This is a genomic window from Cronobacter sp. 153480017-3, assembly GCF_053627815.1.
The window spans coordinates 267,124-289,477 of sequence record NZ_JBSEYN010000001.1 but is presented as its reverse complement, the minus strand read 5'-3'; the positions used below and the strand labels follow the sequence as shown (position 1 = coordinate 289,477).

The following is a 22,354-nucleotide window of genomic DNA, read 5'->3' as shown; positions in this document are numbered from 1 at the left end:
TGGGTATATATGTTTCAAATATGTAGCATTTTGGTGTCGCATGTGTTGCGACACATGACACAGTTCCGCGACATTTTCCGTGTCCCGTGTCTGCCCTGCGCGCCGACGATTCAAAAACCTCGATCTTAACCGATTGTTTATAAAGGTTTAATGGAGATTTTTCACCCAGCTCACCACTCTGGCATAAGACCTGCTTATCTCTGTGCGCCGCACAGATAACTGTGCTTAACCGATTGTCGCTACACTGAGGAATCTGCCATGAAATATGCTCACCCCGGTCAGCCTGGTGCTCTCGTTAGCTTTAAACAGCGTTATGGAAACTTTATTGGCGGTCAGTTTGTCGAGCCTGTCGAAGGTCAATATTTCACTAACACCACGCCGGTGACGGGCGCGGTGGTGGCGGAGTTCCCGCGTTCGGGCGCAGCCGATATTGAGCGCGCGCTGGACGCGGCCCATGCCGCAGCGCCCGCGTGGGGCAAAACCAGCGTACAGGAGCGCTCGAACCTGTTGCTGGCCATCGCCGATCGCATGGCGGGCCATATCGAACAATTAGCGCTCACCGAGAGCTGGGATAACGGTAAACCGATTCGCGAAACGCTGAACGCCGATATTCCGCTGGCGGTCGACCACTTCCGCTACTTCGCCGGTTGTCTGCGCGCCCAGGAGGGCAGCGTCGCGGAAATCGATCAGTACACCGTCGCGTATCACATTTATGAACCGCTCGGCGTGGTCGGGCAGATAATCCCGTGGAACTTCCCGATCCTGATGGCGGCGTGGAAGCTTGCGCCCGCGCTGGCGGCGGGCAACTGCGTGGTGCTAAAGCCTGCGGAACAGACGCCGCTTGGCATTTCCGTGCTGATGGAGCTGATTGGCGATCTGCTGCCGCCGGGCGTGGTGAACGTGGTGCACGGCTTCGGGCAGGAGGCAGGCGAGGCGCTCGCGCGCAGCAAACGCATCGAGAAAATCGCGTTTACCGGCTCGACGCCGGTCGGGCGGCATATTCTGGCCTGCGCGGCGGAAAATATTATCCCCAGCACCGTCGAGCTTGGCGGAAAGTCGCCTAATATTTACTTTGCCGACATTATGCAGGCAGAGCCTGAATTTATCGAAAAAGCGGCCGAAGGGCTGATTCTGGGCTTCTTTAACCAGGGGGAAGTGTGTACCTGTCCGTCCCGCGCCCTGATTCAGGAATCGATTTACGAACCCTTTATGGAACGTGTGCTGGCGCGTATGGCCAATATTCGTAAAGGCGACCCCTATGACACTGACACCATGATTGGCGCGCAGGCCTCTCAGGAGCAGTTCGACAAAATTCTCTCTTACATCGATATCGCGCGCGGCGAGGGCGGCCAGATCCTCGCGGGCGGCTCGCGTGTGAACCACGGCGCGGCGCTCGAGAAGGGCTTCTATATTGAGCCAACGCTGATTAAAGGCGAAAACGAGATGCGCTTCTTCCAGGAAGAGATCTTCGGGCCGGTTATCGGCATCACCACCTTTAAAGACGCTGACGAGGCGCTGAAACTGGCTAACGCCACGGAATTTGGTCTTGGCGCGGGCGTCTGGACGCGTGATACCAATCTCGCGTGGCGCATGGGTCGCGAAATCAAAGCGGGCCGCGTCTGGACTAACTGCTACCACCTCTATCCGGCGCATGCCGCGTTCGGCGGCTACAAGAATTCCGGCATTGGCCGCGAAACCCATAAAAAAGCGCTGGAGCATTACCAGCAGGTGAAAAATGTGCTGGTCAGCTATGACATTCAGCCTCTGAACCTTTTCTGATCCATCCGAACGACCCGTTAACGAGGTAACTGATGAAAGTGATGAAAATGAAAGCGGCCGTGGTCAAGGCCTTCGGGCAGCCGCTGGAGATCCAGGAAGTGCTGGTGCCGGAAGTCACACCAGGTAAAGTGCTGGTAAAAATCGCGGCGACCGGCGTGTGTCATACCGATCTCCACGCGGCGGAAGGTGACTGGCCGGTGAAACCGAACCCGCCATTTATTCCGGGCCATGAAGGCGTGGGGCATGTCGTGGCGGTCGGCCAGGGCGTGACGCACATTAAAGAGGGGGATCGCGTGGGCGTGCCGTGGCTCTATTCCGCCTGCGGGCACTGCGAACACTGTCTCGGGGGCTGGGAAACGCTTTGTCACAGCCAGCAAAACTCAGGCTATTCGGTTAACGGCAGCTTTGCCGAGTATTGTCTGGCAGATGCCAATTATGTGGGCATCCTGCCGGATAACGTCGAGTTTACCCATATCGCGCCGATCCTTTGTGCGGGGGTGACGGTTTATAAAGGGCTGAAAATGACCGACACCAAACCGGGCGACTGGGTGGTGATTTCCGGCATCGGCGGGTTAGGGCATCTGGCGATTCAGTACGCCAACGCGATGGGGCTGAACGTGGCGGCGGTGGATATTGATAACGATAAGCTGGAGTTTGCGAAACGCCTCGGCGCGCAGGTGACGGCCAACGCGCTGGAGGTCGATCCGGGCAGCTATTTCTATGACACTTTCGGCGGCGCGCACGGCGTGCTGGTAACGGCGGTGTCGCCAAAAGCGTTCGCCCAGGCGACCACCATGATGCGCCGCGGCGGTACGATGGTGCTGAACGGCCTGCCGCCGGGTAAATTCGATCTCTCTATCTTTGATATGGTGTTGGACGGCACCACGGTGCGCGGCTCGATTGTCGGTACGCGTAAGGATCTCCAGGAGGCGCTTGATTTCGCGGGTCATAATAAAGTAGCGGCGGAAATTGCAGTCGAGCCGCTGGAGAATATCAACGATATTTTCGACCGCATGCGCAACGGGAAAATTACCGGCCGCATCGTGGTGGATATGTCGCTGTAAAAATAAGCGCCGCAGGGAGGCGGCGCTTATTACATCTCATTCTGATGAGTATCATCTGTCATTGTACTTTCATAAATAATCACGTTGCGTCATTGCATCCATATGGTCAGGTTGCAGGCCAAAATATTTCTCATTAAGGTGTGGGTTTTGTGACTTAAGGAAAGGTCATGTTTGGCTTACTGCATAAATTCTCGCGCCAGTTGCCCGCGCTTATTCTCTTCTGGTGTATTAACTGGTTTATTACGATTTTTCTTCTGGCCGTGGCGAATAAAACCCATCACCCGTCGCTTAACGGCGCAGCCATCTGGTTTAATATGCTGTGGGTGTGTGCGTATATTATCGATTATTACGGACGCACGGCGTTTCATACTCAGGAGCGCAAACGTCTGAAGGGTTTCCTGCCGCGCAAGCAGAACAGCAAAGTGAAAGCCTCGGTGTCGTTGTCTCGTACCGCCATGCTTACTATCTCCGTAAGCTTTTTACTGGCGGTCGCGCATGCCCCTGGCATTATCGTCTGGTCTCTGGTGGCTGCCTCTTGCTTTTTCGGCGCGGGCAGCCTGACGCTCTCTTATCTGTTTTGCCTTTCGGTCCTCTCCCCGCGCGCCGCGTCGTTACTGAGCAAAGCACTGACGCTGCTGCTGGCGCTGGTGCTGTTTTTTGCCAGAATGATCGCCAGCGGCACGTTGCTTGAATCCTGGGATATTTCTGCGGCACTACTCCCGTATACCACCTGGTCAATGACGTTATTTTTTGCAGCATTCATTGTGGTGAATATTGCCTATTTAATTGTGATTGCGATTGCAGGCGTGATGGAGGCGAACCTTAAAAGGCGCAAGAAACGGGCCAAACTCTCTCTGGACAGTCAGTATATATTTGTCGTGGTATTTACCTGTATTCTGTCGGGATTAATGATAGCGAATCTCCGCACGCTGGGCGGCGCGTTATTAAATTCCTTTTATCAGTTTGATACCCGTACTACGTTTCGCTGCGGCGATCGCTACCAGACGATTTATGAACTTGGCGAAAAGGCGCGTTATTTAGCGGTGGGGGAAAATCAGTACCGTGGGTTTTTCCTGAAAGACGGGGATTTACACGGCGTGGCGGTGAAATGCACGACCGGCGATAAATTTACCTGGTATCGGGTATTAAGCCGCGAGGAGCTTGGCGAAAACGCCCCTGCCAAAAACAGGGGCGATGAAAAAGATAAGCGCTAAATTACTCGCTGACTTTCTCGGCTTTGCCGGCGAGCTGCGCCAGGAAGTCGTAGCGTTTTTGCAGGTCGGCGGCGGCGTCTTTCCAGAGCTGTTCGGCCACCTCCGGCTGCTGCGCGTTGAGGCGACGGAAGCGCTGCTCGGCGAGCAGGGTTTCCGCCAGCGCGTCTGACGGCGGGCGCGAATCGAGGGCCAGCGGCAGTTTGCCTTCGTCGGCGCGGCGCGGGTCGAAGCGATAGAGCGGCCAGAAGCCCGTCGCGGTAAGCTGGCGCATCTGATCGTGGCTCAGCGCCAGATCGTAGCCGTGCTCCTCACAAGGGCTGTAGGCGATGATCAGCGACGGGCCGGGGTAGGCTTCCGCCTCCTGAATCGCTTTCACCGTCTGGTTAAGCTGCGCGCCCAGCGAAATCTGCGCCACGTAAACATGCCCGTACATCATCATGCTCACGCCGAGATCTTTACGCGCCTTGCGCTTGCCGTGTTCGCCGAATTTCGTCACCGCGCCAAGCGGCGTGGCTTTCGACGCCTGTCCGCCGGTGTTGGAATAGCACTGCGTATCGAGCACCAGAATATTGACGTTCTCGGTCAGGCTCAGCACGTGATCGAGGCCGCCGAAACCGATGTCATATGCCCAGCCGTCGCCGCCAATTAGCCAGATGGATTTTTCCACCAGCGCGTCGGCGTCGGTCAGCAACTGCTGCGCGCCTTCCACGCCCTGTAACTGCTGGCGCAGCTCTGCGACCTGTTCGCGACGCACCTCCGGCGTGGCGTCAGTTTGCAGCGCCTCATACAGCGCAGGCGTGAGTTTATCGGCAAACTGTGTGAGCAGGCGCTGCACGCGTGCCTTATGCTGATCGACCGTTAAGCGAAAGCCGAGGCCAAACTCTGCGTTATCCTCAAACAGCGAGTTTGCCCACGCCGGGCCGCGGCCATTGGCGTCGGTGGTGTACGGCGTCGAGGGCAGGTTGCCGCCATAAATCGACGAGCAGCCGGTGGCGTTGGCAATCAGCAGTCGATCGCCGTAAAGCTGGGTCAGCAGCTTGATATAGGGCGTTTCTCCACAGCCGGAGCATGCGCCGGAATATTCAAACAGCGGCGTGATGAGCTGCGAGGTGCGAATGTCGATACGCTCAAGCGAGCTGCGATCGATTTCCGGCAGGTTCAGGAAGAAGTCATAGTTGCGTTTCTCTTCCTCCACGTGCTCCAGACGCGACATCATATTAATCGCCTTGATCTCGGGGTTCTGGCGGTCTTTCGCCGGGCAGACCTCGACGCACAGGTTGCAGCCGGTGCAGTCTTCCGGCGCGACCTGCAGCACATATTTCTGGCCGCGCATATCGCGGGATTTCACATCCAGCGCGGCGAGCGAGGCGGGCGCGTCAGCCAGTGCTTCCGGGGCCACCACTTTGGCGCGGATCGCCGAGTGCGGGCAGGCGGCGACGCAGTGGTTGCACTGGGTGCAAAGCGCCTCTTTCCAGATGGGGATCTCTTCCGCGATATTGCGTTTCTCCCACTGAGTGGTGCCGAGCGGCCAGGTCCCGTCCGGCGGCAGCGCGGAAACCGGCAACGCGTCGCCAAGCCCTGCCAGCATCGCGGCGGTCACCGTTTTGACAAAATCGGGCGCGGCGTCGGAAACCACGGGCGGGCGCAGATGGCTGGTCTCATCCACCGGCTGGCGCGCCACTTCGAAGAGCGATTCGCGGGCCAGCGCCAGCGCCTGCCAGTTGCGCTCCACCAGCTCCTGGCCTTTGCTGCTGTAGCTTTTGGCGATGGCACCCTGGAGCGCCTCCAGCGCGCTGTCGCCCGGCAGGATCTGCGTGAGATGGAAAAACGCCATCTGCATCACAGTGTTGATGCGCGCGCCGAGCTGGCATTCGCGGGCGATTTTCGCGGCGTTCACCACAAAGACGCGCGCGTTTTTGTTATTCAGCACCGCCTGGACTTCCTGCGGCAGCTGATGCCACACCTCATCCGGCGCGTAAGGCGTGTTAATCAGAAAAATACCGCCGGGTTTCAGGCGCTCGGCCATCTGGTATTTATCGATAAACTGCAGCTGATGGCAGCCGACGAAATCCGCCTGGCTCACCAGATACGCGGAGTTAATGGGCCGCTCGCTGACGCGCAGGTGGGAAACGGTCAGGCCGCCCGCCTTTTTGGAGTCATAAACGAAATAGCCCTGGGCGTACCACGGCGTCGCGTTACCGATAATTTTAATGTTGTTCTTGGTGGCCGAGACGCTGCCGTCACTGCCAAGCCCGTAAAACAACGCCTCCAGGCGCGCGTGAGAGGGCAGCGTATTCTCCGGCAGCGGCAGGGAGAGATGCGTCACGTCGTCATAAATACCGACGGTAAAGCGCGGTTTCGGTTTTTCGGCGCGCAGTTCATTGAATACCGCCAGTACGCAGTCCGGCCCGAACTCTTTGGAGGAAAGCCCGTAACGGCCGCCGATGACGCGCGGCAGGCTGTCGCGCTCGCCGCGGTTAAAGGCTTCCGCCAGCGCGGTCATCACATCCAGATAAAGCGGCTCCGCCTGCGCGCCAGGCTCTTTGGTGCGATCAAGTACCGCGATGCGCTGGACGCTCTGCGGCAGCGCCGCCAGCAGGTGACGCGCGCTGAACGGGCGGAACAGGCGGACTTTCAGCACGCCCACTTTCTCGCCCTGGGTGAGCAGTTCATCCACCACCTCTTCACTGGTGCCGCTGGCGGAACCCATCAGGATAATCACCCGTTCGGCCTCCGGATGGCCGTAATACTCAAACGGCCGGTACTGGCGGCCCGTGGCGGCGGCGAAATCGTTCATCGCCTGTTCGACATGGTCATAGACCGCGTCATACCAGGGGTTGGTCGCCTCGCGGGACTGGAAATAGGTATCCGGGTTGGCGGAGGTGCCGCGGATCACCGGGTGTTCCGGGTTGAGCGCGCGGGCGCGGTGGGCGTCGATTTCCGCCTGCGGCAGCAGGGCGCGGATTGTGTCATCGGCGAGCGGCGCGATTTTGTTGATTTCGTGCGAGGTACGAAAACCATCAAAGAAATGAATAAACGGCACGCGGCTTTTCAGCGTGGCGATATGGGAGATCAGCGCGAAATCCTGCGCCTCCTGAACGCTTGAGGCGCACAGCATCGCGCAGCCGGTCTGGCGTACGGCCATGACGTCAGAGTGATCGCCGAAAATAGAGAGCGCATGGGTAGCGACGGTGCGCGCCGCCACGTGCAGCACAAAAGGCGTGAGCTGGCCCGCGAGCTTATAGAGCGTCGGGATCATCAGCAGCAAACCCTGGGAAGACGTAAACGAGGTGGAGAGCGCGCCGGTCTGGAGCGCGCCGTGGACGGTCGCGATAGCGCCCGCCTCGGACTGCATCTCGACCACGCGCGGGACGTCGCCCCAGACGTTTTTCATCCCGTTGCCGGCCCAGGCGTCGGCCTGTTCCGCCATCGTGGAGCTCGGCGTGATGGGATAAATAGCGATAACTTCACTGGTGCGAAAAGCGACTGAAGCGACTGCGCCGTTGCCGTCGATAGTAATCATAAAAGACCCTTACATTGCGCAACATTGTCAGATCTGTGCGGACGCAACAGACCCTGTAGTAATAAGGGAATTTTAGCAAAGCCCTGAAGCCGGGATTTTCGTTTTTGTGTACTGACTATTCGCGAGGTGAATCATTTCATGCGCAGGATCAAGAGAAAGAGGCCGAAAAGCGCAAAAAAATGTGTCTTCGTCCAAAAAAGCAGCAGCGGGAATCTCGACGCGCCGCGTCGGGCGGCCTATGATGCTCAGGTTTTGCTTGTCAACGAAAGGGGAGAAACATGCGAGCAGCGTTTTGGGTAGGATGTGCCGCGTTACTATTATCGGCATGCAGCAGCGAACCCGTTCAGCAGGCCACCGCGGCCCATGTGCCGCCGGGAATGCGGGCTGCGTTGTCGAGTGCAGGGCAGGCGAACTGCGCGATGGTCGGGGGCTCGCTGTCGGTCGCGCGCCAGCTTGACGGCACGACCACCGGTATGTGCGCGCTGCCCAACGGCAAACGTTGCAGCGAAGCGGCGCTCGCCTCTGGCGCCTGCGCCGCGTACTGATTACGACATCAGATCCGCCAGTTTATAGACCAGACTGTACTGGCGGTATTTCAGGGTGAGCTGCTGTTTCTCCACGCTCACCGTCGCTCCCTGGCTTAACATCTCATTCATCAGCTTATCCAGCTCGTTGAGCTGCGGTTCGGCGCACAGCATGCGCGTTGACGCGAGCCCCTGCACCTTCAGCGTATCGCCATGCAGTTCACCCTGACCCATAAAGCGGTTGCACATGCTGCCGGAGACATGCATACGCTCGCCAAAGCTCAGCTCCGGCACGCGGTGCGTTGAGTCGAGCGGCGCGCCGTTGACGGTTTGCAGCACGTAGCGGTGGTGTTGCAGCGTTTCAGGCGTCACGTTTGACGTCGCCGTGTTCTGGCAACCGGCGAGCGTCATTCCCGCCAGCAAGGTGAAAAGGATTTTTTTCATGGTCGTCTCCCTGAGGTAAAAAACGCGACGCGCCAGGCGGCGCGTCGGCGGTGTTACACCAGCTCGTTCGGGCAGGGCTGGCCCTGTTCCAGCTGGCGCAGATTTCCAAGCGTGGTTTCAGAAATGCTGATCAGCGCCTCTTCCGTCAGAAACGCCTGGTGGCCGGTGAACAGCACGTTGTGGCAGGCGGAAAGACGGCGGAACACGTCATCCTGAATCACATCGTTGGATTTATCTTCAAAGAACAGATCGCGTTCGTTTTCATACACGTCCATCCCCAGCGCGCCGATTTTCTGGCGTTTGAGCGCTTCAATCGCGGCCTGGGAATCGATCAAAGCACCGCGGCTGGTGTTGATGATCATTACGCCGTCTTTCATCTGCTCGAACGCGCTCTGGTTCAGCAGGTGGTAGTTTTCCGGCGTCAGCGGACAGTGGAGGCTGATGACATCCGATTCCGCCAGCAGGGTCGGCAGGTCGACATATTCCACGCCAATCTCCAGCGCGGCGGCGCTCGGGTACGGATCGAACGCCAGCAGGCGCATGCCAAAGCCTTTCAGAATGCGCAGCGCCGCGACGCCGATTTTACCGGTGCCGATAACGCCTGCGGTTTTGCCGTACATCGTAAAGCCGGTCAGCCCTTCGAGGTTAAAGTTAGCGTCGCGGGTGCGCTGATACGCGCGGTGAATGCGGCGGTTGAGGCACATCATCATGCCCACCGCGTGTTCAGCCACGGCTTCCGGTGAGTAAGCCGGCACGCGAACGACTTTCAGCCCTAGCTCTTTTGCCGCGTCGAGATCGACGTTGTTAAAGCCCGCGCAGCGCAGCGCGATAAATTTCACGCCATGCTTTTTCAGCTCTTCCAGCACCGGACGGCTGGCGTCGTCGTTAACGAAAATGCAGACGCCGTCGCAATGAATGGCGGTTTTCGCCGTGCGCTCGGTTAACAGGAAGTCATAAAATTCAAGATCGAAGCCATATTCCTGGTTAACATGCTGCAAATACTTTTTGTCGTACTGCTTTGTGCTATAAACCGCCAGTTTCATAAGACTTTCTCCAGTGATTTGCTGTGATCACGTTAGCATAATTAAAAATATCGTACAAAGTTTAAAAATTAATTGTCGAACAGGTGCTTACCTCTAATTCTAGGTCAACTATGCTTTCAGAGCCGCCCTGGCTTCACCTCGCCTGGCAAAGCTGTCAGAATAATGGCTTTCTTCGGCATAATTTCTCGCTGAATCAGGATATTAACGGCCCATGAAGGGTAAATACAGAGCCGTCATCGCTTTATTACTTCTGGTTGTGCTGCTGCCTCTGGCGCTGCTGTTAACCGCGGGCTACTGGCTGCCGACGCTCGCGGGCGTCTGGCTGCCGCAGGGAACGCGCATTGCGCTGGAGCAGCGCCCGCGCCTGACCCGCTCCGCTATTGTGCTGCCGGATCTGCGTTATTTCGCGGGCGATTGCGAACTCGCCCACGCGCAACATGTCGTGTTGAGCCACCCGACGCGCTGGCGGCTGCATCTGGACGCGCTCACGCTCAATACCGGCTGTTTCAGCGCCATACCTGACGACCCCGCGCCCGGCGCGCCGCGCACGCTCGCCCAGTGGCAGGCGATGCTGCCGGAAAGCGAGGTGGAGATAGCGCGCCTTAAACTCGCCGACCTGCCGGACTATGTCGGCACACTGCAGGCGAGCCTCAGCCCGCAGGCGCAGCGCATTGCTTTTACCGGCGACAAGCTGGACGTGAGCGCCAGGCTTGAAAGGCAGGCGCTGAAGGTGGAGCGCCTGCGTCTGTACCTCTTTGACGGCCAGCCGCCGGTGTCGCTGCTCGGCGATTTCACGTTAGGGCTGATGCCAGACGGTATTCCGACCAAAGGCGAGGCGCAGGCGCGTTTTTCACTCCCCCAGGCGCCGCATGACGCCCGCGCCGAAGTGACGTGGCGCGGCGGCGAAGGGCAGTTATTACTCTTTGCGCAGGATGATCCCGATCCGCTGCTCGATCTCCCGTGGCAGGCCGGTCACGATTCGTTTGCTTTCAGCGACGGGCGCTGGCGCTGGCCGTATGAGGGCTTTCCGCTAAGCGGTCGCGCCGCGCTGCGCGTGGAGAACTGGCGCGGCGGGCTGGATGCCGCGCGCATCAGCGGACGCGTGAATGTGGTGACGCAGGGGAATGCCGGGAAGGGCAACGCAGTCATGACCTTCGGCCCCGGCACCCTGAGCCTGCGCGAGAGCGCGATGCCGCTGCGCATTACCGGCGAGGCGAAACAGGACGCGCTGGCGTTTTACGCCAGCCTCCCCGCCATGCTGCGCGGTCCGCTGCTGTCGCCTGCGCTGCATTTTATGCCGGGCGCGCTGCTGCGCTCGCGCGGCCGGGTCATTGATGCGCTCAATATTGAAGAGATCCGCTGGCCGCTGGCGGGCGTGACGGTGACGGAAAAGGGCATTGACGGGCGTTTGCAGGCCATCGCGCGCGCCAGCGAGCCGGGTCAGGGCGATATGCTGCTGCATCTTGATGGCCGCGCCGAGGATTTTCTCCCCGATGCGGGCCTGTGGCGCTGGCGCTACTGGGGCAACGGCACCTTTGAACCGATGCGGTCGCGCTGGTCTGTCGGCGGGCGCGGCGAGTGGCGCGACGAGGTGATCACGCTCAGTGAACTCAACACGCGTTTCGACAAATGGCAGTACGGGAGCCTGACGGTCGACCATCCGCAACTGGCGTTGAGCACACCGGTGCGCTGGGCGCGGGGAGCCGCGACTCAGGGGCTGGAGGGCGCGCTGAAGCTGGATGCCGGCGCCACGCGCTTTACCAGCGGTGCCAGCCTGCCGCCGTCAACGCTTAATTTCAGCGTCCAGGGGCGCGACCCGAGCGCGTTCCAGTTTAAAGGCGATCTGCACGCGGGTGAGATTGGCCCGGTGCGCGTCAATGGCCGCTGGGATGGCGAGCGCCTGCGCGGACAGGCCTGGTGGTCGCCGCAGCCGCTCGCCGTCTTCCAGCCGCTGCTGCCGCCGGACTGGAAACTGCTGCTGCGCGACGGCGGTTTTTACGCGCAGGTGGCGTTTTCCGCCGCGGCAGGCCAGGGATTCGAGGCGGGCGGTCACGGCGTGGTGAAACAGGGCAGCGCCTGGACCAAAGACAACCAGTTTAACGGCGTGGACTTCGTGCTGCCGTTCCGCTTTCGCGATTCGACCTGGCAACTCGGTACGCGCGGGCCGGTGCGGCTGAACATCGCGGAGATCCAAAGCCAGGTGCCGGCGCGGGATATTACGGCGTCACTGCAGGGCAGCTATCCGTGGAGCGAGGCGAGCCCGCTGGTGTTAAGCGACGTCAGCGCGTCGCTGCTCGGCGGCAAAATCCGCATGCAGCAGTTGCGCCTGCCGCAGCACACAGCGGCGCTGCTGCGTCTTGAAAATATCTCGTCGAGCGAGCTGATTACCGCGACCAACGTCAAACAGGTGGCGCTCTCCGGTGCCATTAACGGCGCGCTGCCGCTGTGGGTCGATAACCCGCAATGGATTGTGCATGACGGCTGGCTCACCAGCCCCGGCCCGCTGACGCTGCGCATGGATAAAGAGATGGCGGACGCGATGGCGCGGGATAACGCGGCGGCCGCGGCGGCGGTCAACTGGCTGCGCTATATGGAAATCTCCCGCTCCTGGACGCGGCTGGATGTTGATAATCTCGGCGTGCTGCGCATGCGCTCGGAGTTCCAGGGCGAAAGCCACGTGGACGGCAAAACCAGCGGCGTGCGGCTTAACTATCAGCATCAGGAAAATCTTTTCACACTGTGGCGCAGCTTGCGTTTCGGCGATAATTTACAGTCCTGGCTTGAGCAACACGCGACGCTGCCCGCCGCGCGTTGCAAGGCAACGTCAGGGAAGACCTGCGAGGAACAACCATGAAAACCGCAATCACGCTGCTGGCAGGCGTCATCACCCTGATGCTGTGCGGCTGTACGCCGCGCATTGAGGTGGCGGCACCCAAAGAGCCGATTACCATTAATATGAACGTCAAAATTGAACACGATATCCATATTAAAGTGGATAAAGACGTCGAAGCGTTGCTGCAAAGCCGCAGCGATCTCTTCTGAGGAGGCGACCAATGAAAAGCTTGCTGGTCGTGATGCTGGCGCTGCTGCTGGCAAGCCCCGTCAGCTATGCGTTGAAGCTTGACGAGGCCCGCGCGCAAGGGCGCGTGGGCGAAACGTTCACCGGTTATCTTGCGCCGGTGGCGCAGGATGCCGAAACGGCGGCGCTGGTGGCGCGCATTAATCAGGCGCGGGCTGAAAGCTACCGCGATGTCGCTCAACAGAACGGATTGCCGGTCGATGAAGTGGCGAAAATGGCAGGGCAGAAGCTGGTGGCGCGCAGTAAACCCGGCGAATATGTCCGCGGCATCAATGGCCGGTGGATGAAAAAATAATACCGCTACTCCCCACGGGTAACAGACGAGGCTGCGCGCCTGTGTCAGGCTCGGCAAACACGCTTACAGGAGAAACGTCATGACAACCGAATACACTCTGCCGCTGGACGACGCGCAGGCGTCATCGTTACCGGCTATTGCGCAGGTGCTGCGCGCTAACGCCGGGTTGTTTAAACATCTGGTGATGTCCGAGCACCCGGACGATATCCGCTACGCGTATCAGCCGGAGTCGTTCGAGATAACCGACATTACCGACCGCACCTTTACGTTCCGCTGTCTGGTGCACTATTTCGAGCCGTGCTGCGATCGCGATATGCATGATGCGCGCACTTACACCATTCCCTATCAGGTGCGGGATAACACGCTGGTGTTTGCGCTTGATGAAACGCCGTGGGTGGTGGCGTAACGCGGGCTGCGCCCATAAAAAAACCGCCCCGGAGGGCGGTTTTTTCGTCTGGACGTCTCTTATGCAGAAACCAGTGCGTCGATAGCGGCTTTGGCGTCGCTCTGCGCTTTGGTCGCCATTTCCGGGCCGTAAGCCACGCCTTCGGCAAACACAAAGTTCACGTCGGTGATACCGATGAAGCCCAGGAACAGGGAGAGGTACGGGGTCACCAGATCGGTCGGGGTATCTTTATGGATGCCGCCGCGGCTGGTCAGCACGATAGCGCGCTTGCCGGTTACCAGACCTTCCGGCCCTTTCTCGGTGTAGCGGAACGTCACGCCAGCGCGGGCCACCAGGTCAAAATAGTTTTTCAGCTGGGTCGGGATGTTGAAATTGTACATCGGCGCCGCAATAACAATCACGTCATGCGCCTGCAGCTCAGCAATCAGTTCATCAGAGAGCGAGAGCGCGTCCTGCTGACGCGGAGTCAGCGGCGCGTCTGACGGGCGCAGGGCACCAACCATCTCGCCATCCAGTACCGGCACCGGGTTTGCTGCCAGGTCGCGCACGGTGATTTCATCCGCGCTGTGCTTTTCACGCCACTGCTCCACGAAGTAGTCGGAAAGCTGGTTGGACTGGGAGTAACCTGCCAGAATACTGGACTTCAGAACGAGTACTTTGCTCATGGGATGTTCCTTTTTGATTTGGTTGTCAGGGCCGTTGCCCCTTGCCTGACGACAACTCTATTCACAAACCGATTACAGTGATAGCGCAATATATCGAAGTCTATGTTCTAAATTTTTGAACAAGGCGCGCCAGAAAGCGGTGTGGTACTCTACGCTTAACGAAACCCTAAGATTTAACGGGCCGTGCACAGGCCGTATAACACAATGATGGAAAAACAAAATATTACTCTCTCCGCCCTGATGGCACGTCTCGACTCGCTGATGCTGCGCGATAAAAGCCGCTTCGCCCGTCGCCTCCACGGGGCCAAAAAGATTAAAAATACTGAATCTCAGCAGGCGCTTTTCGAACAGCTTTCTCAGGAGATGAGCGAGGCGGCAGGGAGAGTCCTGCTGCGCGAAGCGGCGCGCCCGGCCATTACGTACCCGGAAAACCTGCCGGTCAGCCAGAAGAAACAGGATATCCTCAACGCCGTGCGCGACCACCAGGTGGTGATCGTGGCGGGGGAGACCGGCTCCGGGAAAACCACCCAGTTGCCGAAAATCTGTATGGAACTCGGGCGCGGCGTGAAAGGGCTAATCGGCCACACCCAGCCGCGTCGGCTCGCGGCGCGTACTGTGGCGAACCGCATCGCCGAAGAGCTGCAAACCGAGCCGGGCGGTTGCGTCGGTTATAAAGTGCGCTTTAGCGATCACGTCAGCGACAATACCATGGTTAAGCTGATGACCGACGGTATCCTGCTGGCGGAAATCCAGCAGGATCGCCTGCTGATGCAGTACGACACCATCATCATCGATGAGGCGCACGAGCGCAGCCTGAACATCGATTTTCTGCTGGGTTACCTGCGCGAACTGCTGCCAAAGCGCCCGGATCTGAAAGTTATTATTACGTCGGCGACCATCGATCCTGAGCGTTTCTCGCGCCACTTTAATAACGCGCCGATTATTGAAGTCTCTGGCCGTACGTATCCGGTTGAGGTGCGCTACCGGCCGATTGTAGAAGAAGCAGACGACACCGAGCGCGACCAGCTACAGGCGATTTTCGACGCCGTGGAGGAGCTGGGCCGCGAAGGGCCGGGCGATATCCTGATCTTTATGAGCGGCGAGCGCGAAATCCGCGACACCGCCGACGGGCTGATGAAGCTCAACCTGCCGCACACCGAGGTGCTGCCGCTCTATGCGCGGCTCTCCAACAGCGAACAGAACCGCGTCTTTCAGCCGCATGCCGGGCGACGCATTGTGCTGGCGACCAACGTCGCCGAAACGTCGCTGACCGTGCCGGGCATTAAATATGTGATAGACCCAGGGACGGCGCGCATCAGCCGTTACAGCTACCGCACTAAAGTGCAGCGACTGCCGATTGAGCCGGTGTCGCAGGCGTCCGCCAACCAGCGTAAAGGCCGCTGCGGGCGCGTCTCGGAAGGCATCTGTATCCGCCTTTATTCGGAAGACGATTTTCTCTCGCGCCCGGAATTTACCGACCCGGAAATTCTGCGCACCAACCTGGCGTCCGTCATTCTGCAAATGACGGCGTTGGGGCTTGGCGATATCGCCGCGTTCCCGTTTGTCGAAGCGCCGGATAAGCGCAACATTCAGGATGGCGTGCGTCTGCTGGAGGAGCTCGGCGCTATCACCACCGACGCGCAGGCGTCAGTGTATAAACTGACGCCGCTGGGCCGTCAGCTTTCGCAACTGCCGGTGGACCCGCGTCTCGCGCGCATGGTGCTGGAGGCGCAAAAGCATGGCTGCGTGCGCGAGGCGATGATCATCACCTCGGCGCTGTCGATTCAGGATCCACGCGAGCGTCCGCTTGATAAACAGCAGGCGTCGGATGAGAAACACCGCCGCTTCCATGATAAAGAGTCCGATTTTCTGGCCTTCGTGAACCTGTGGAACTACCTCGGCGAGCAGCAGAAAGCGCTGTCGTCCAATCAGTTCCGCCGCCTGTGCCGCACCGATTATCTTAATTATCTGCGGGTGCGCGAATGGCAGGATATCTACACCCAGCTGCGCCAGGTGGTCAAAGAGCTTGGCATTCCGGTGAACAGCGAACCGGCGGGCTACCGCGAAGTTCACACGGCGCTGTTGACCGGACTGTTGTCGCACATCGGCATGAAAGACGCGGATAAACAGGAGTACACCGGCGCGCGCAATGCCCGTTTCTCCATTTTCCCGGGCTCCGGGCTGTTTAAAAAGCCGCCGAAGTGGGTGATGGTGGCGGAGCTGGTGGAAACCAGCCGCCTGTGGGGGCGCATCGCGGCGCGTATCGACCCGGAGTGGATCGAACCGGTGGCGCAGCACCTGATTAAGCGCTCATACAGCGAGCCGCACTGGGAGCGCGCGCAGGGTGCCGTGATGGCGAGCGAGAAAGTGACGCTCTACGGCCTGCCGATCGTGGCCGCGCGCAGCGTTAACTACAGCCAGATCGATCCGGTGCTTTCGCGTGAGCTTTTCATCCGCCACGCGCTGGTGGAAGGCGACTGGCAGACGCGTCACGCCTTTTTCCGCGAAAACCAGAAACTGCGCGCCGAAGTGGAGGAGCTGGAGCATAAATCGCGTCGCCGCGACATCCTGGTGGACGACGACACGCTGTTTGAGTTTTACGATCAACGCATCAGCGTTGATGCGATTTCCGCGCGCCACTTCGACAGCTGGTGGAAAAAAGCGAGCCGTGAAACGCCGGATTTGCTCAACTTCGAAAAGAGCATGTTGATTAAAGAGGGCGCGGAGAAGGTCAGCAAGCTCGATTACCCGAACTTCTGGCATCAGGGCAACCTGAAGCTGCGCCTGTCCTATCAGTTCGAGCCAGGCGGCGACGCCGACGGCGTGACGGTCCATATTCCGCTGCCGCTGTTAAACCAGGTGGAAGACGCGGGCTTCGAATGGCAGGTGCCGGGAATGCGCCGCGAACTGATCATCGCGCTGATCAAATCGCTGCCAAAACCCGTACGCCGCAATTTCGTTCCGGCACCTAACTACGCCGAGGCGTTTTTAGGCCGCGTTACGCCGCTGGAGCTGCCGCTGCTGGACGCGCTGGAGCGCGAACTGCGCCGTATGACCGGCGTGACGATTGACCGCGAGGCGTGGCAGGCCGAACAGGTGCCCGATCATCTTAAAATGACTTTCCGGGTTGTGGATGAGAAAGGCCGCAAGCTGCGCGAGGGCAAAGATCTCCACGCGCTGAAAGAGGGGCTGAAAGAGAAAGTGCAGGAAACCCTTTCAGCGGTAGCGGATGACGGCATCGAGCAGAGCGGGCTGCATATCTGGAGCTTCGGCACGCTGCCCGAGCGCTATGAGCAGAAGCGCGGCGGCTATCAGGTGAAAGCCTTCCCGGCGCTGGTGGATGAGAAAGAGAGCGTCGGCATCCGGCTGTTTGATAACCCGCAGGAGCAGCAACATGCCATGTGGCGCGGGCTGCGCCGTCTGCTGTTGCTGAACATTCCGTCGCCGATTAAATATCTGCATGAGAAACTGCCGAACAAAGCGAAGCTCGGGCTTTATTTCAACCCATACGGCAAGGTGCTGGATCTGATTGACGACTGCATCTCCTGCGGCGTTGATAAGCTTATTGCCGAAAACGGCGGGCCGGTCTGGAGCGAAGCGGGCTTTGCGCAGCTTCACGATAAAGTGCGTGCGGAACTGAACGACACCGTGGTGGATATCGCCAAGCAGGTCGAGCAGATCCTGACGGCGGTGTTCAATATCAACAAGCGTCTGAAAGGGCGCGTGGATATGACGATGGCGCTCGGTCTTTCTGATATCAAAGCCCAGATGAGCGGCCTGGTGTACCGGGGTTTTGTCACCGGCAACGGTTATAAGCGCCTCGGCGATACGCTCCGTTATCTTAACGCCATTGAGAAACGGCTTGAGAAGATGGCCGTTGACCCGCACCGCGACCGCGCGCAGATGCTCAAAGTGGAAGCTGTACAGCAGGCGTGGCAGCAGTGGCTTAACAAGCTGCCGCCCGCGCGGCGCGATGACGACGACGTGCAGGAGATCCGCTGGATGATCGAGGAGCTGCGCGTCAGTTATTTCGCCCAGCAGCTCGGCACGCCATACCCGGTATCCGACAAGCGCGTGTTGCAGGCGATGGAGCAGGTGAGCGGGACGTAGTTGCGCACAGTGGGTGCGGAATATTGTTATGGTGGGTGCGCTTACGCTTACCCACCCTACAAGTTCCTACAACGCCCACCGTATTCCGTAGGGCGGGTAAGCGGAGCGCACCCGCCGTTCCGGAATCTATATCGCAAACCTGACATCCCCAAAAAGCGAACGCCCATCGTACATGTTATAAACCCGCGACAACCCCCGTAGGGTGGGAGCGCAGCGCACCCACCATGAAAACGGCAACGGGTCTCATGGAAGGAGGCGAATCGTATGTCCCGCTATCGCAGGCTTTATATCCCTGGCAACACCTGGTTTTTCACCGTCAATCTGCGCAACCGTCGCAGCCTCCTGTTATGCCGTTACATTGACCTGTTGCGTGCGCAGGTCGCTCGGGTGAAACGCCGCTATCCCTTCACCATTGACGCCTGGGTGGTGCTGCCTGAACACATGCATTGCATATGGACGCTGCCGGAAGGAGACCACAATTATTCCGTGCGCTGGCAGGAGATTAAAAAAGGGTTTACCCGCGCGTTAACGCCGCCACGCGCGGCAGACACGGTCTGGCAGCGACGCTTCTGGGAGCATGGTATCCGGAATGAAGAGGATTTGCGGCGGCACTTGGATTATGTTTATTTCAATCCGGTGAAACATGGTTGGGTGCGCGAGGTGTGCGAATGGCCATTTTCATCGTTTCACCGCGATGTGGCGCGGGGGGTGTATCCGAAAACCTGGGCGGGAGACAGCGGGGAGTTTTGCGTTGGTGAACGGCGAAGGTAGCCGCGTCCTAGGGTGTGGTTGGATTGGGTGATGGCGGGTGCGCTTCGCTTACCCACCCTACATTACCCACATTGACCTGTGCGTAGGGCGGGTAAGCGGAGCGCACCCGCCGGGGCAACCCCCACGTTAACCTATATGTAGGGCGGGTCAGCGTAAGCGCACCCGCCGTTCCACCAAACCATACCCGCCGCCCCTCAAACCGCACCCGCCGCGCCGTAATTATTTTACCACCGCGAGCGTAAAACCGTCCCAGCCTTTGCTGCCGACGGTTTGCAGCGCGGTAGCGCGCAGGCGCGGGTGGTTGCCGAGCATCTCAATAAACGTTCGCACGCCCTGTACGCGCAAATCATCGCTCTGTGGATCGGTCACGGCACCGTCGCGCACCACGTTATCACCTACAATCACCGTTCCGGTGCGTGAAAGCGTCAACGCCCACTCCAGGTACAGCGGGTTATTCGGCTTATCGGCATCGATAAAAATCAAATCGAAAGGCGGCTCGTCGGCATACAGCGGCAGGCTCTCCGCCGCTGGCCCCACGCGCAGCTGCACTTTCGGCGTCACGCTCGCCAGCGCCAGGTTGGCGGCCGCCACTTCGGCGTGTTCGGCACTCGCCTCAAGCGTCACCACCAGTCCGTCCTCCGGCAGCGCACGCGCCAGCCACAGCGTGCTGTAACCGCCAAGCGTGCCGATTTCCAGTACGCGCTTTGCGCCGGTCATCATCACTAACAGCCCGAGAAACTGTCCCTGCAAGGGCGAGACGTCATGCGGCGGCAGGCCCGCCAGACGATTGTTCTCCAGCACCTGCGTCATCAGCGGATCGGCGGGGATCAGCGCCTGCGCCAGATATTCATCGACTTCACGCCATTGTTGCTGCATCGAACCGCTCCCCTGAAAGCGCCGTGCAGGCGCGTGAAATTACGGACTGGCTACTTTAGCAGCATAGCTGTGATTACCGTTTTGCGCAGCGGCACCGGGCCACCCGCCGCCGAGTGACCGGTAGAGATCCACCTGCGCCAGCAGCAGATTATTTTTCACCTGCACCACATTGAGCTGTGCCGAAAACAGCGTGCGGCGGGCGTCCAGCTCGTCAAGATAAGAGGCGTACCCGTTCTGGTAACGGTTGTGAGCAATGCGCAGCGTCTCCTGCGCCGCCTGCTCCTGCGCCTGTAGCTCAACAAGCTGTTCCCCAAGACGCTGCACCGCGTCCAGACTGTCGTTCACTTCCTTAAAGGCGTTGCGCACCGTGCTCTCATAACTGTAAAGCGCCTGATTTTTCTGTGACGTTGTCACGTCAACCTGCGCATTCAGCGCCTCGCGGTTGAGCAGTGGCGCGAGAACGCTGGCACCCACGCTCCAGAGCCGCAGCGGATTGGCGAGCAGTTCCGGCAGCGTATTCTCCTGCAGCGACCCCGACGCGGTGAGATTAATGCCCGGCAGCAGGCGCGCGCGAGCCACGTTGAGTTGGGCGTCGCTCGCTACCAGCGTCTGCTCGGCCTGGACGATATCCGGGCGGCGGTTCAGCAACGATGATGGCAGCTGCGACGGAATCGTGAGCGGGCTTAAAGCGTCAAATTCACCGCCGCGCGCGATCGGGCCAGGATTCTGGCCGATGAGAATGCTGAGCGCGTTCTCCTGCTGGGTTATCTGGTGCTGAATCTGCGGGATTTGCGCACGCGTGGCGCGCAGTTCAGATTCCGACTGCATCAGCTCCAGCCGAGAGCTATAGCCGGTTTCATACTGGCGTTTCGCCAGCTTCAGCGCGTCTTCGCGCGCGCTAAGCGTCGACTGCGTCACCCGAAGCTGCTCATCCAGCGCCAGCAGGGTGATATAGCCGCTCGCGACCTGCGAGGCCACCGTCAGGCTGGCGGCCGCGGCGGCGGCTTTCTGCGCCTCCAGGCTCGCCTTTGCGGCGTCGGCGGCGCTGGCGTACTGGCCCCAGATATCGACGTTATAACTGGCGTTCAGGCTGCCTTTGTAGAGATCGCCATACACCGGCAGGCCGGTCGCGGCAGATTGCGAACGGCTGCGACCGGCGCTGAAGCCCGCGTCAAGCGTCGGGAAGCGATCGCCGAGCGCCGCCTGTACCTGCGCCTGATACTGATTAACACGCTCGCGGGCGAGCAGCACATCGCTGTTGTAGCGCAGCGCCTGATCCACATAGCGGTTCAGCGCCGAATCGTGAAAATTGCGCCACCAGAAACCTTCTGTGGGCGAGGACGGGCCGATGGCGGCGCGCCAGGCGGGCGGAATGATGAGCGAGGGGCGAGCCTGCTCCACGTTGCCAGAATGACAGCCCGCGAGCAGGAGGGTGGTTGTCAGCAGAGTCAGAGCGCGGCGCATCATTTCGCCTCGCTGCGGGTGTTAATGGTCACCTGTACCGACATGCCGGGGCGCAGGCGCGCGCGTTTTCCGGCGTCGCCCAGTACCTCGATGCGTACCGGGATACGCTGAGCGATTTTCACAAAGTTGCCGGTCGCGTTATCGGGCGTGATGGCGCTGAATTCCACGCCGGTTGCCGGAGAGATACTCTGCACGCGGCCTTCGAATTTTTCATCGTTGAGCGCGTCCACAGTGAATGTGACCGACTGGCCGGTTTTTACGTCGGCGAGCTGCGTTTCTTTCAGGTTAGCGATGACCCAGTTCTGCGGCGGCACCAGCGAGGTGAGTCGCGTACCGGCGGTCACGTAGCCGCCCTGGCGCACGGCAATCTGCCCGAGCTGACCGTCGCGCGGGGCGATGATGCGGGTGTTTTGCAGATCGATTTGCGCAAGCTCCAGCGCCGCGCGGGCGTTTTCCACATCCGCCTCCAGCGACGCACGGTTCACAATCACGCTTTGCAGGTTCTGGCGCGATACCTCTAGCTGCGCGGCGGCCTGCTCTACGCTGGCGCTGCCCTGCGCGGCGCTGGCGATGGCGGCGTCGCGCTCGCGCACCGACAGCGAGCCGTCCTGCGTCAGTTCCTTCACGCGGCGTAAATCGGCCTGGTTATGCAGGCTCTGGGCGCGGGCGCTGGCGAGCGCCGCTTTATTCTGGGCGATGGTCGCCTCGGCGCTGCGGCGCTGTTGCAGGTTATTAGCCAGCGCCGCCTCGCGCATGGCGAGCGTCGCCTGCGCCTGATGTACCCGCTGTTTGTAAATGCGGTCATCGATGGTCATCAGCACGCCGCCCTGTTTCACATGCGCGAAATCCTGCACGTTGACGGCGGTGATATAGCCGTTTACCTGCGGGCTGATAAACGTCGTCATGCCGCGCACGTAGGCGTTATCGGTCGAGGCGGCGTGGCGGGTAAACGGCGGAAGCTGCCAGGCGTACATAATCACCAGCAGGCCGACCAGCCCGATGGCACCGGCGGCGAAAAAGGAAACCACGCGCAGGTTGTTTTTTTCCGGCGACGCGGGGGTCGGGGCGCCTTGTTGGCTCATCACTACTCCAGAATA

The 22,354-nt window shown here is 59.9% G+C and carries 17 protein-coding genes; 10 read left to right on the top strand and 7 right to left on the bottom strand.

What is annotated here, in order from left to right; all coding sequences use genetic code 11:
- The first annotated feature begins 258 nt into the window (after nucleotides 1–258).
- The 3 genes from exaC to ACUW6V_RS01330 all read left to right on the top strand — a co-directional run bounded on the left by exaC (nucleotide 259) and on the right by ACUW6V_RS01330 (nucleotide 4,057).
- Nucleotides 259–1,779 carry an acetaldehyde dehydrogenase ExaC gene (gene exaC / locus ACUW6V_RS01340; RefSeq protein ID WP_007850080.1) on the top strand — a complete coding sequence of 507 codons (1,521 nt, stop codon included), beginning with the start codon at nucleotides 259–261 and terminating at the stop codon, nucleotides 1,777–1,779.
- Between the two features lie 32 nt (nucleotides 1,780–1,811).
- The gene (gene adhP / locus ACUW6V_RS01335) at nucleotides 1,812–2,843 is read left to right on the top strand and encodes an alcohol dehydrogenase AdhP (protein ID WP_454037904.1); all 1,032 of its coding nucleotides are present in this window, start codon (nucleotides 1,812–1,814) and stop codon (nucleotides 2,841–2,843) included.
- A 167-nt stretch (nucleotides 2,844–3,010) separates the two neighbouring features.
- A complete protein-coding gene (locus ACUW6V_RS01330; protein WP_454037903.1) occupies nucleotides 3,011–4,057 on the top strand; it encodes a hypothetical protein in 1,047 nt (348 codons plus the stop codon).
- Nucleotide 4,058: 1 nt separating this feature from the next.
- Here ACUW6V_RS01330 and nifJ read toward each other — a convergent pair whose 3' ends face one another.
- The gene (nifJ, locus tag ACUW6V_RS01325; protein ID WP_454037902.1) at nucleotides 4,059–7,580 is read right to left on the bottom strand and encodes a pyruvate:ferredoxin (flavodoxin) oxidoreductase; all 3,522 of its coding nucleotides are present in this window, start codon (nucleotides 7,578–7,580) and stop codon (nucleotides 4,059–4,061) included.
- A 278-nt stretch (nucleotides 7,581–7,858) separates the two neighbouring features.
- Between nifJ and ACUW6V_RS01320 the strand changes: the two genes are divergently transcribed.
- Nucleotides 7,859–8,125, top strand: a complete 267-nt coding sequence (locus ACUW6V_RS01320; protein ID WP_015386690.1) for a putative hemolysin — start codon at nucleotides 7,859–7,861, stop codon at nucleotides 8,123–8,125.
- On the opposite strand, the gene hslJ is transcribed toward ACUW6V_RS01320, so the two are convergent.
- Complete coding sequence (gene hslJ / locus ACUW6V_RS01315; protein WP_007896943.1) at nucleotides 8,126–8,548, bottom strand: heat shock protein HslJ; 423 nt, start codon at nucleotides 8,546–8,548, stop codon at nucleotides 8,126–8,128.
- A 53-nt stretch (nucleotides 8,549–8,601) separates the two neighbouring features.
- Nucleotides 8,602–9,591: a 2-hydroxyacid dehydrogenase gene (locus ACUW6V_RS01310; protein WP_004388292.1), complete on the bottom strand. Its 990-nt coding sequence runs from the start codon at nucleotides 9,589–9,591 to the stop codon at nucleotides 8,602–8,604.
- Between the two features lie 211 nt (nucleotides 9,592–9,802).
- On the opposite strand from ACUW6V_RS01310, the gene ACUW6V_RS01305 reads away from it, so the two are divergent.
- The 4 genes from ACUW6V_RS01305 (at nucleotide 9,803) to ACUW6V_RS01290 (ending at nucleotide 13,371) form a co-directional block, all read left to right on the top strand.
- A complete protein-coding gene (locus ACUW6V_RS01305) occupies nucleotides 9,803–12,445 on the top strand; it encodes a YdbH family protein (RefSeq protein WP_454037901.1) in 2,643 nt (880 codons plus the stop codon).
- Nucleotides 12,442–12,633 (top strand): YnbE family lipoprotein, encoded by a 192-nt coding sequence (locus ACUW6V_RS01300; RefSeq protein ID WP_004388543.1) that lies wholly within the window; start codon nucleotides 12,442–12,444, stop codon nucleotides 12,631–12,633. Before ACUW6V_RS01305 ends, ACUW6V_RS01300 begins: the two co-directional genes overlap by 4 nt.
- An 11-nt stretch (nucleotides 12,634–12,644) precedes the next feature.
- Nucleotides 12,645–12,965: a YdbL family protein gene (locus ACUW6V_RS01295; protein ID WP_454037900.1), complete on the top strand. Its 321-nt coding sequence runs from the start codon at nucleotides 12,645–12,647 to the stop codon at nucleotides 12,963–12,965.
- 79 nt (nucleotides 12,966–13,044) lie between these two features.
- Nucleotides 13,045–13,371, top strand: coding sequence for a hypothetical protein (locus ACUW6V_RS01290; protein WP_105600747.1), 327 nt, complete (start codon nucleotides 13,045–13,047; stop codon nucleotides 13,369–13,371).
- A 59-nt stretch (nucleotides 13,372–13,430) separates the two neighbouring features.
- Here the strand turns inward: ACUW6V_RS01290 and azoR are convergent, their stop codons facing one another.
- A complete protein-coding gene (gene azoR / locus ACUW6V_RS01285; RefSeq protein WP_454037899.1) occupies nucleotides 13,431–14,036 on the bottom strand; it encodes an FMN-dependent NADH-azoreductase in 606 nt (201 codons plus the stop codon).
- A gap of 204 nt (nucleotides 14,037–14,240) precedes the next feature.
- Here azoR and hrpA point away from each other — a divergent pair, with 204 nt between their 5' ends.
- Together hrpA and ACUW6V_RS01275 are read left to right on the top strand one after the other, a co-directional pair.
- Nucleotides 14,241–18,146, top strand: coding sequence for an ATP-dependent RNA helicase HrpA (gene hrpA / locus ACUW6V_RS01280; protein WP_454037898.1), 3,906 nt, complete (start codon nucleotides 14,241–14,243; stop codon nucleotides 18,144–18,146).
- Nucleotides 18,147–18,410: 264 nt separating this feature from the next.
- Nucleotides 18,411–18,917, top strand: a complete 507-nt coding sequence (locus ACUW6V_RS01275; protein WP_454037897.1) for an REP-associated tyrosine transposase — start codon at nucleotides 18,411–18,413, stop codon at nucleotides 18,915–18,917.
- Nucleotides 18,918–19,136: 219 nt separating this feature from the next.
- On the opposite strand, the gene ACUW6V_RS01270 is transcribed toward ACUW6V_RS01275, so the two are convergent.
- Genes ACUW6V_RS01270 through ACUW6V_RS01260 form a run of 3 tightly spaced genes read right to left on the bottom strand, consistent with a single transcriptional unit; the run spans nucleotide 19,137 to nucleotide 22,339 of the window.
- Nucleotides 19,137–19,793: an O-methyltransferase gene (locus ACUW6V_RS01270; RefSeq protein WP_080322253.1), complete on the bottom strand. Its 657-nt coding sequence runs from the start codon at nucleotides 19,791–19,793 to the stop codon at nucleotides 19,137–19,139.
- Between the two features lie 39 nt (nucleotides 19,794–19,832).
- On the bottom strand, nucleotides 19,833–21,257 hold the full coding sequence (locus ACUW6V_RS01265) for an efflux transporter outer membrane subunit (RefSeq protein WP_454038051.1): 1,425 nt from the start codon (nucleotides 21,255–21,257) through the stop codon (nucleotides 19,833–19,835).
- Nucleotides 21,257–22,339: an HlyD family secretion protein gene (locus ACUW6V_RS01260; RefSeq protein WP_454037896.1), complete on the bottom strand. Its 1,083-nt coding sequence runs from the start codon at nucleotides 22,337–22,339 to the stop codon at nucleotides 21,257–21,259. Before ACUW6V_RS01260 ends, ACUW6V_RS01265 begins: the two co-directional genes overlap by 1 nt.
- Nucleotides 22,340–22,354: the final 15 nt, after the last annotated feature.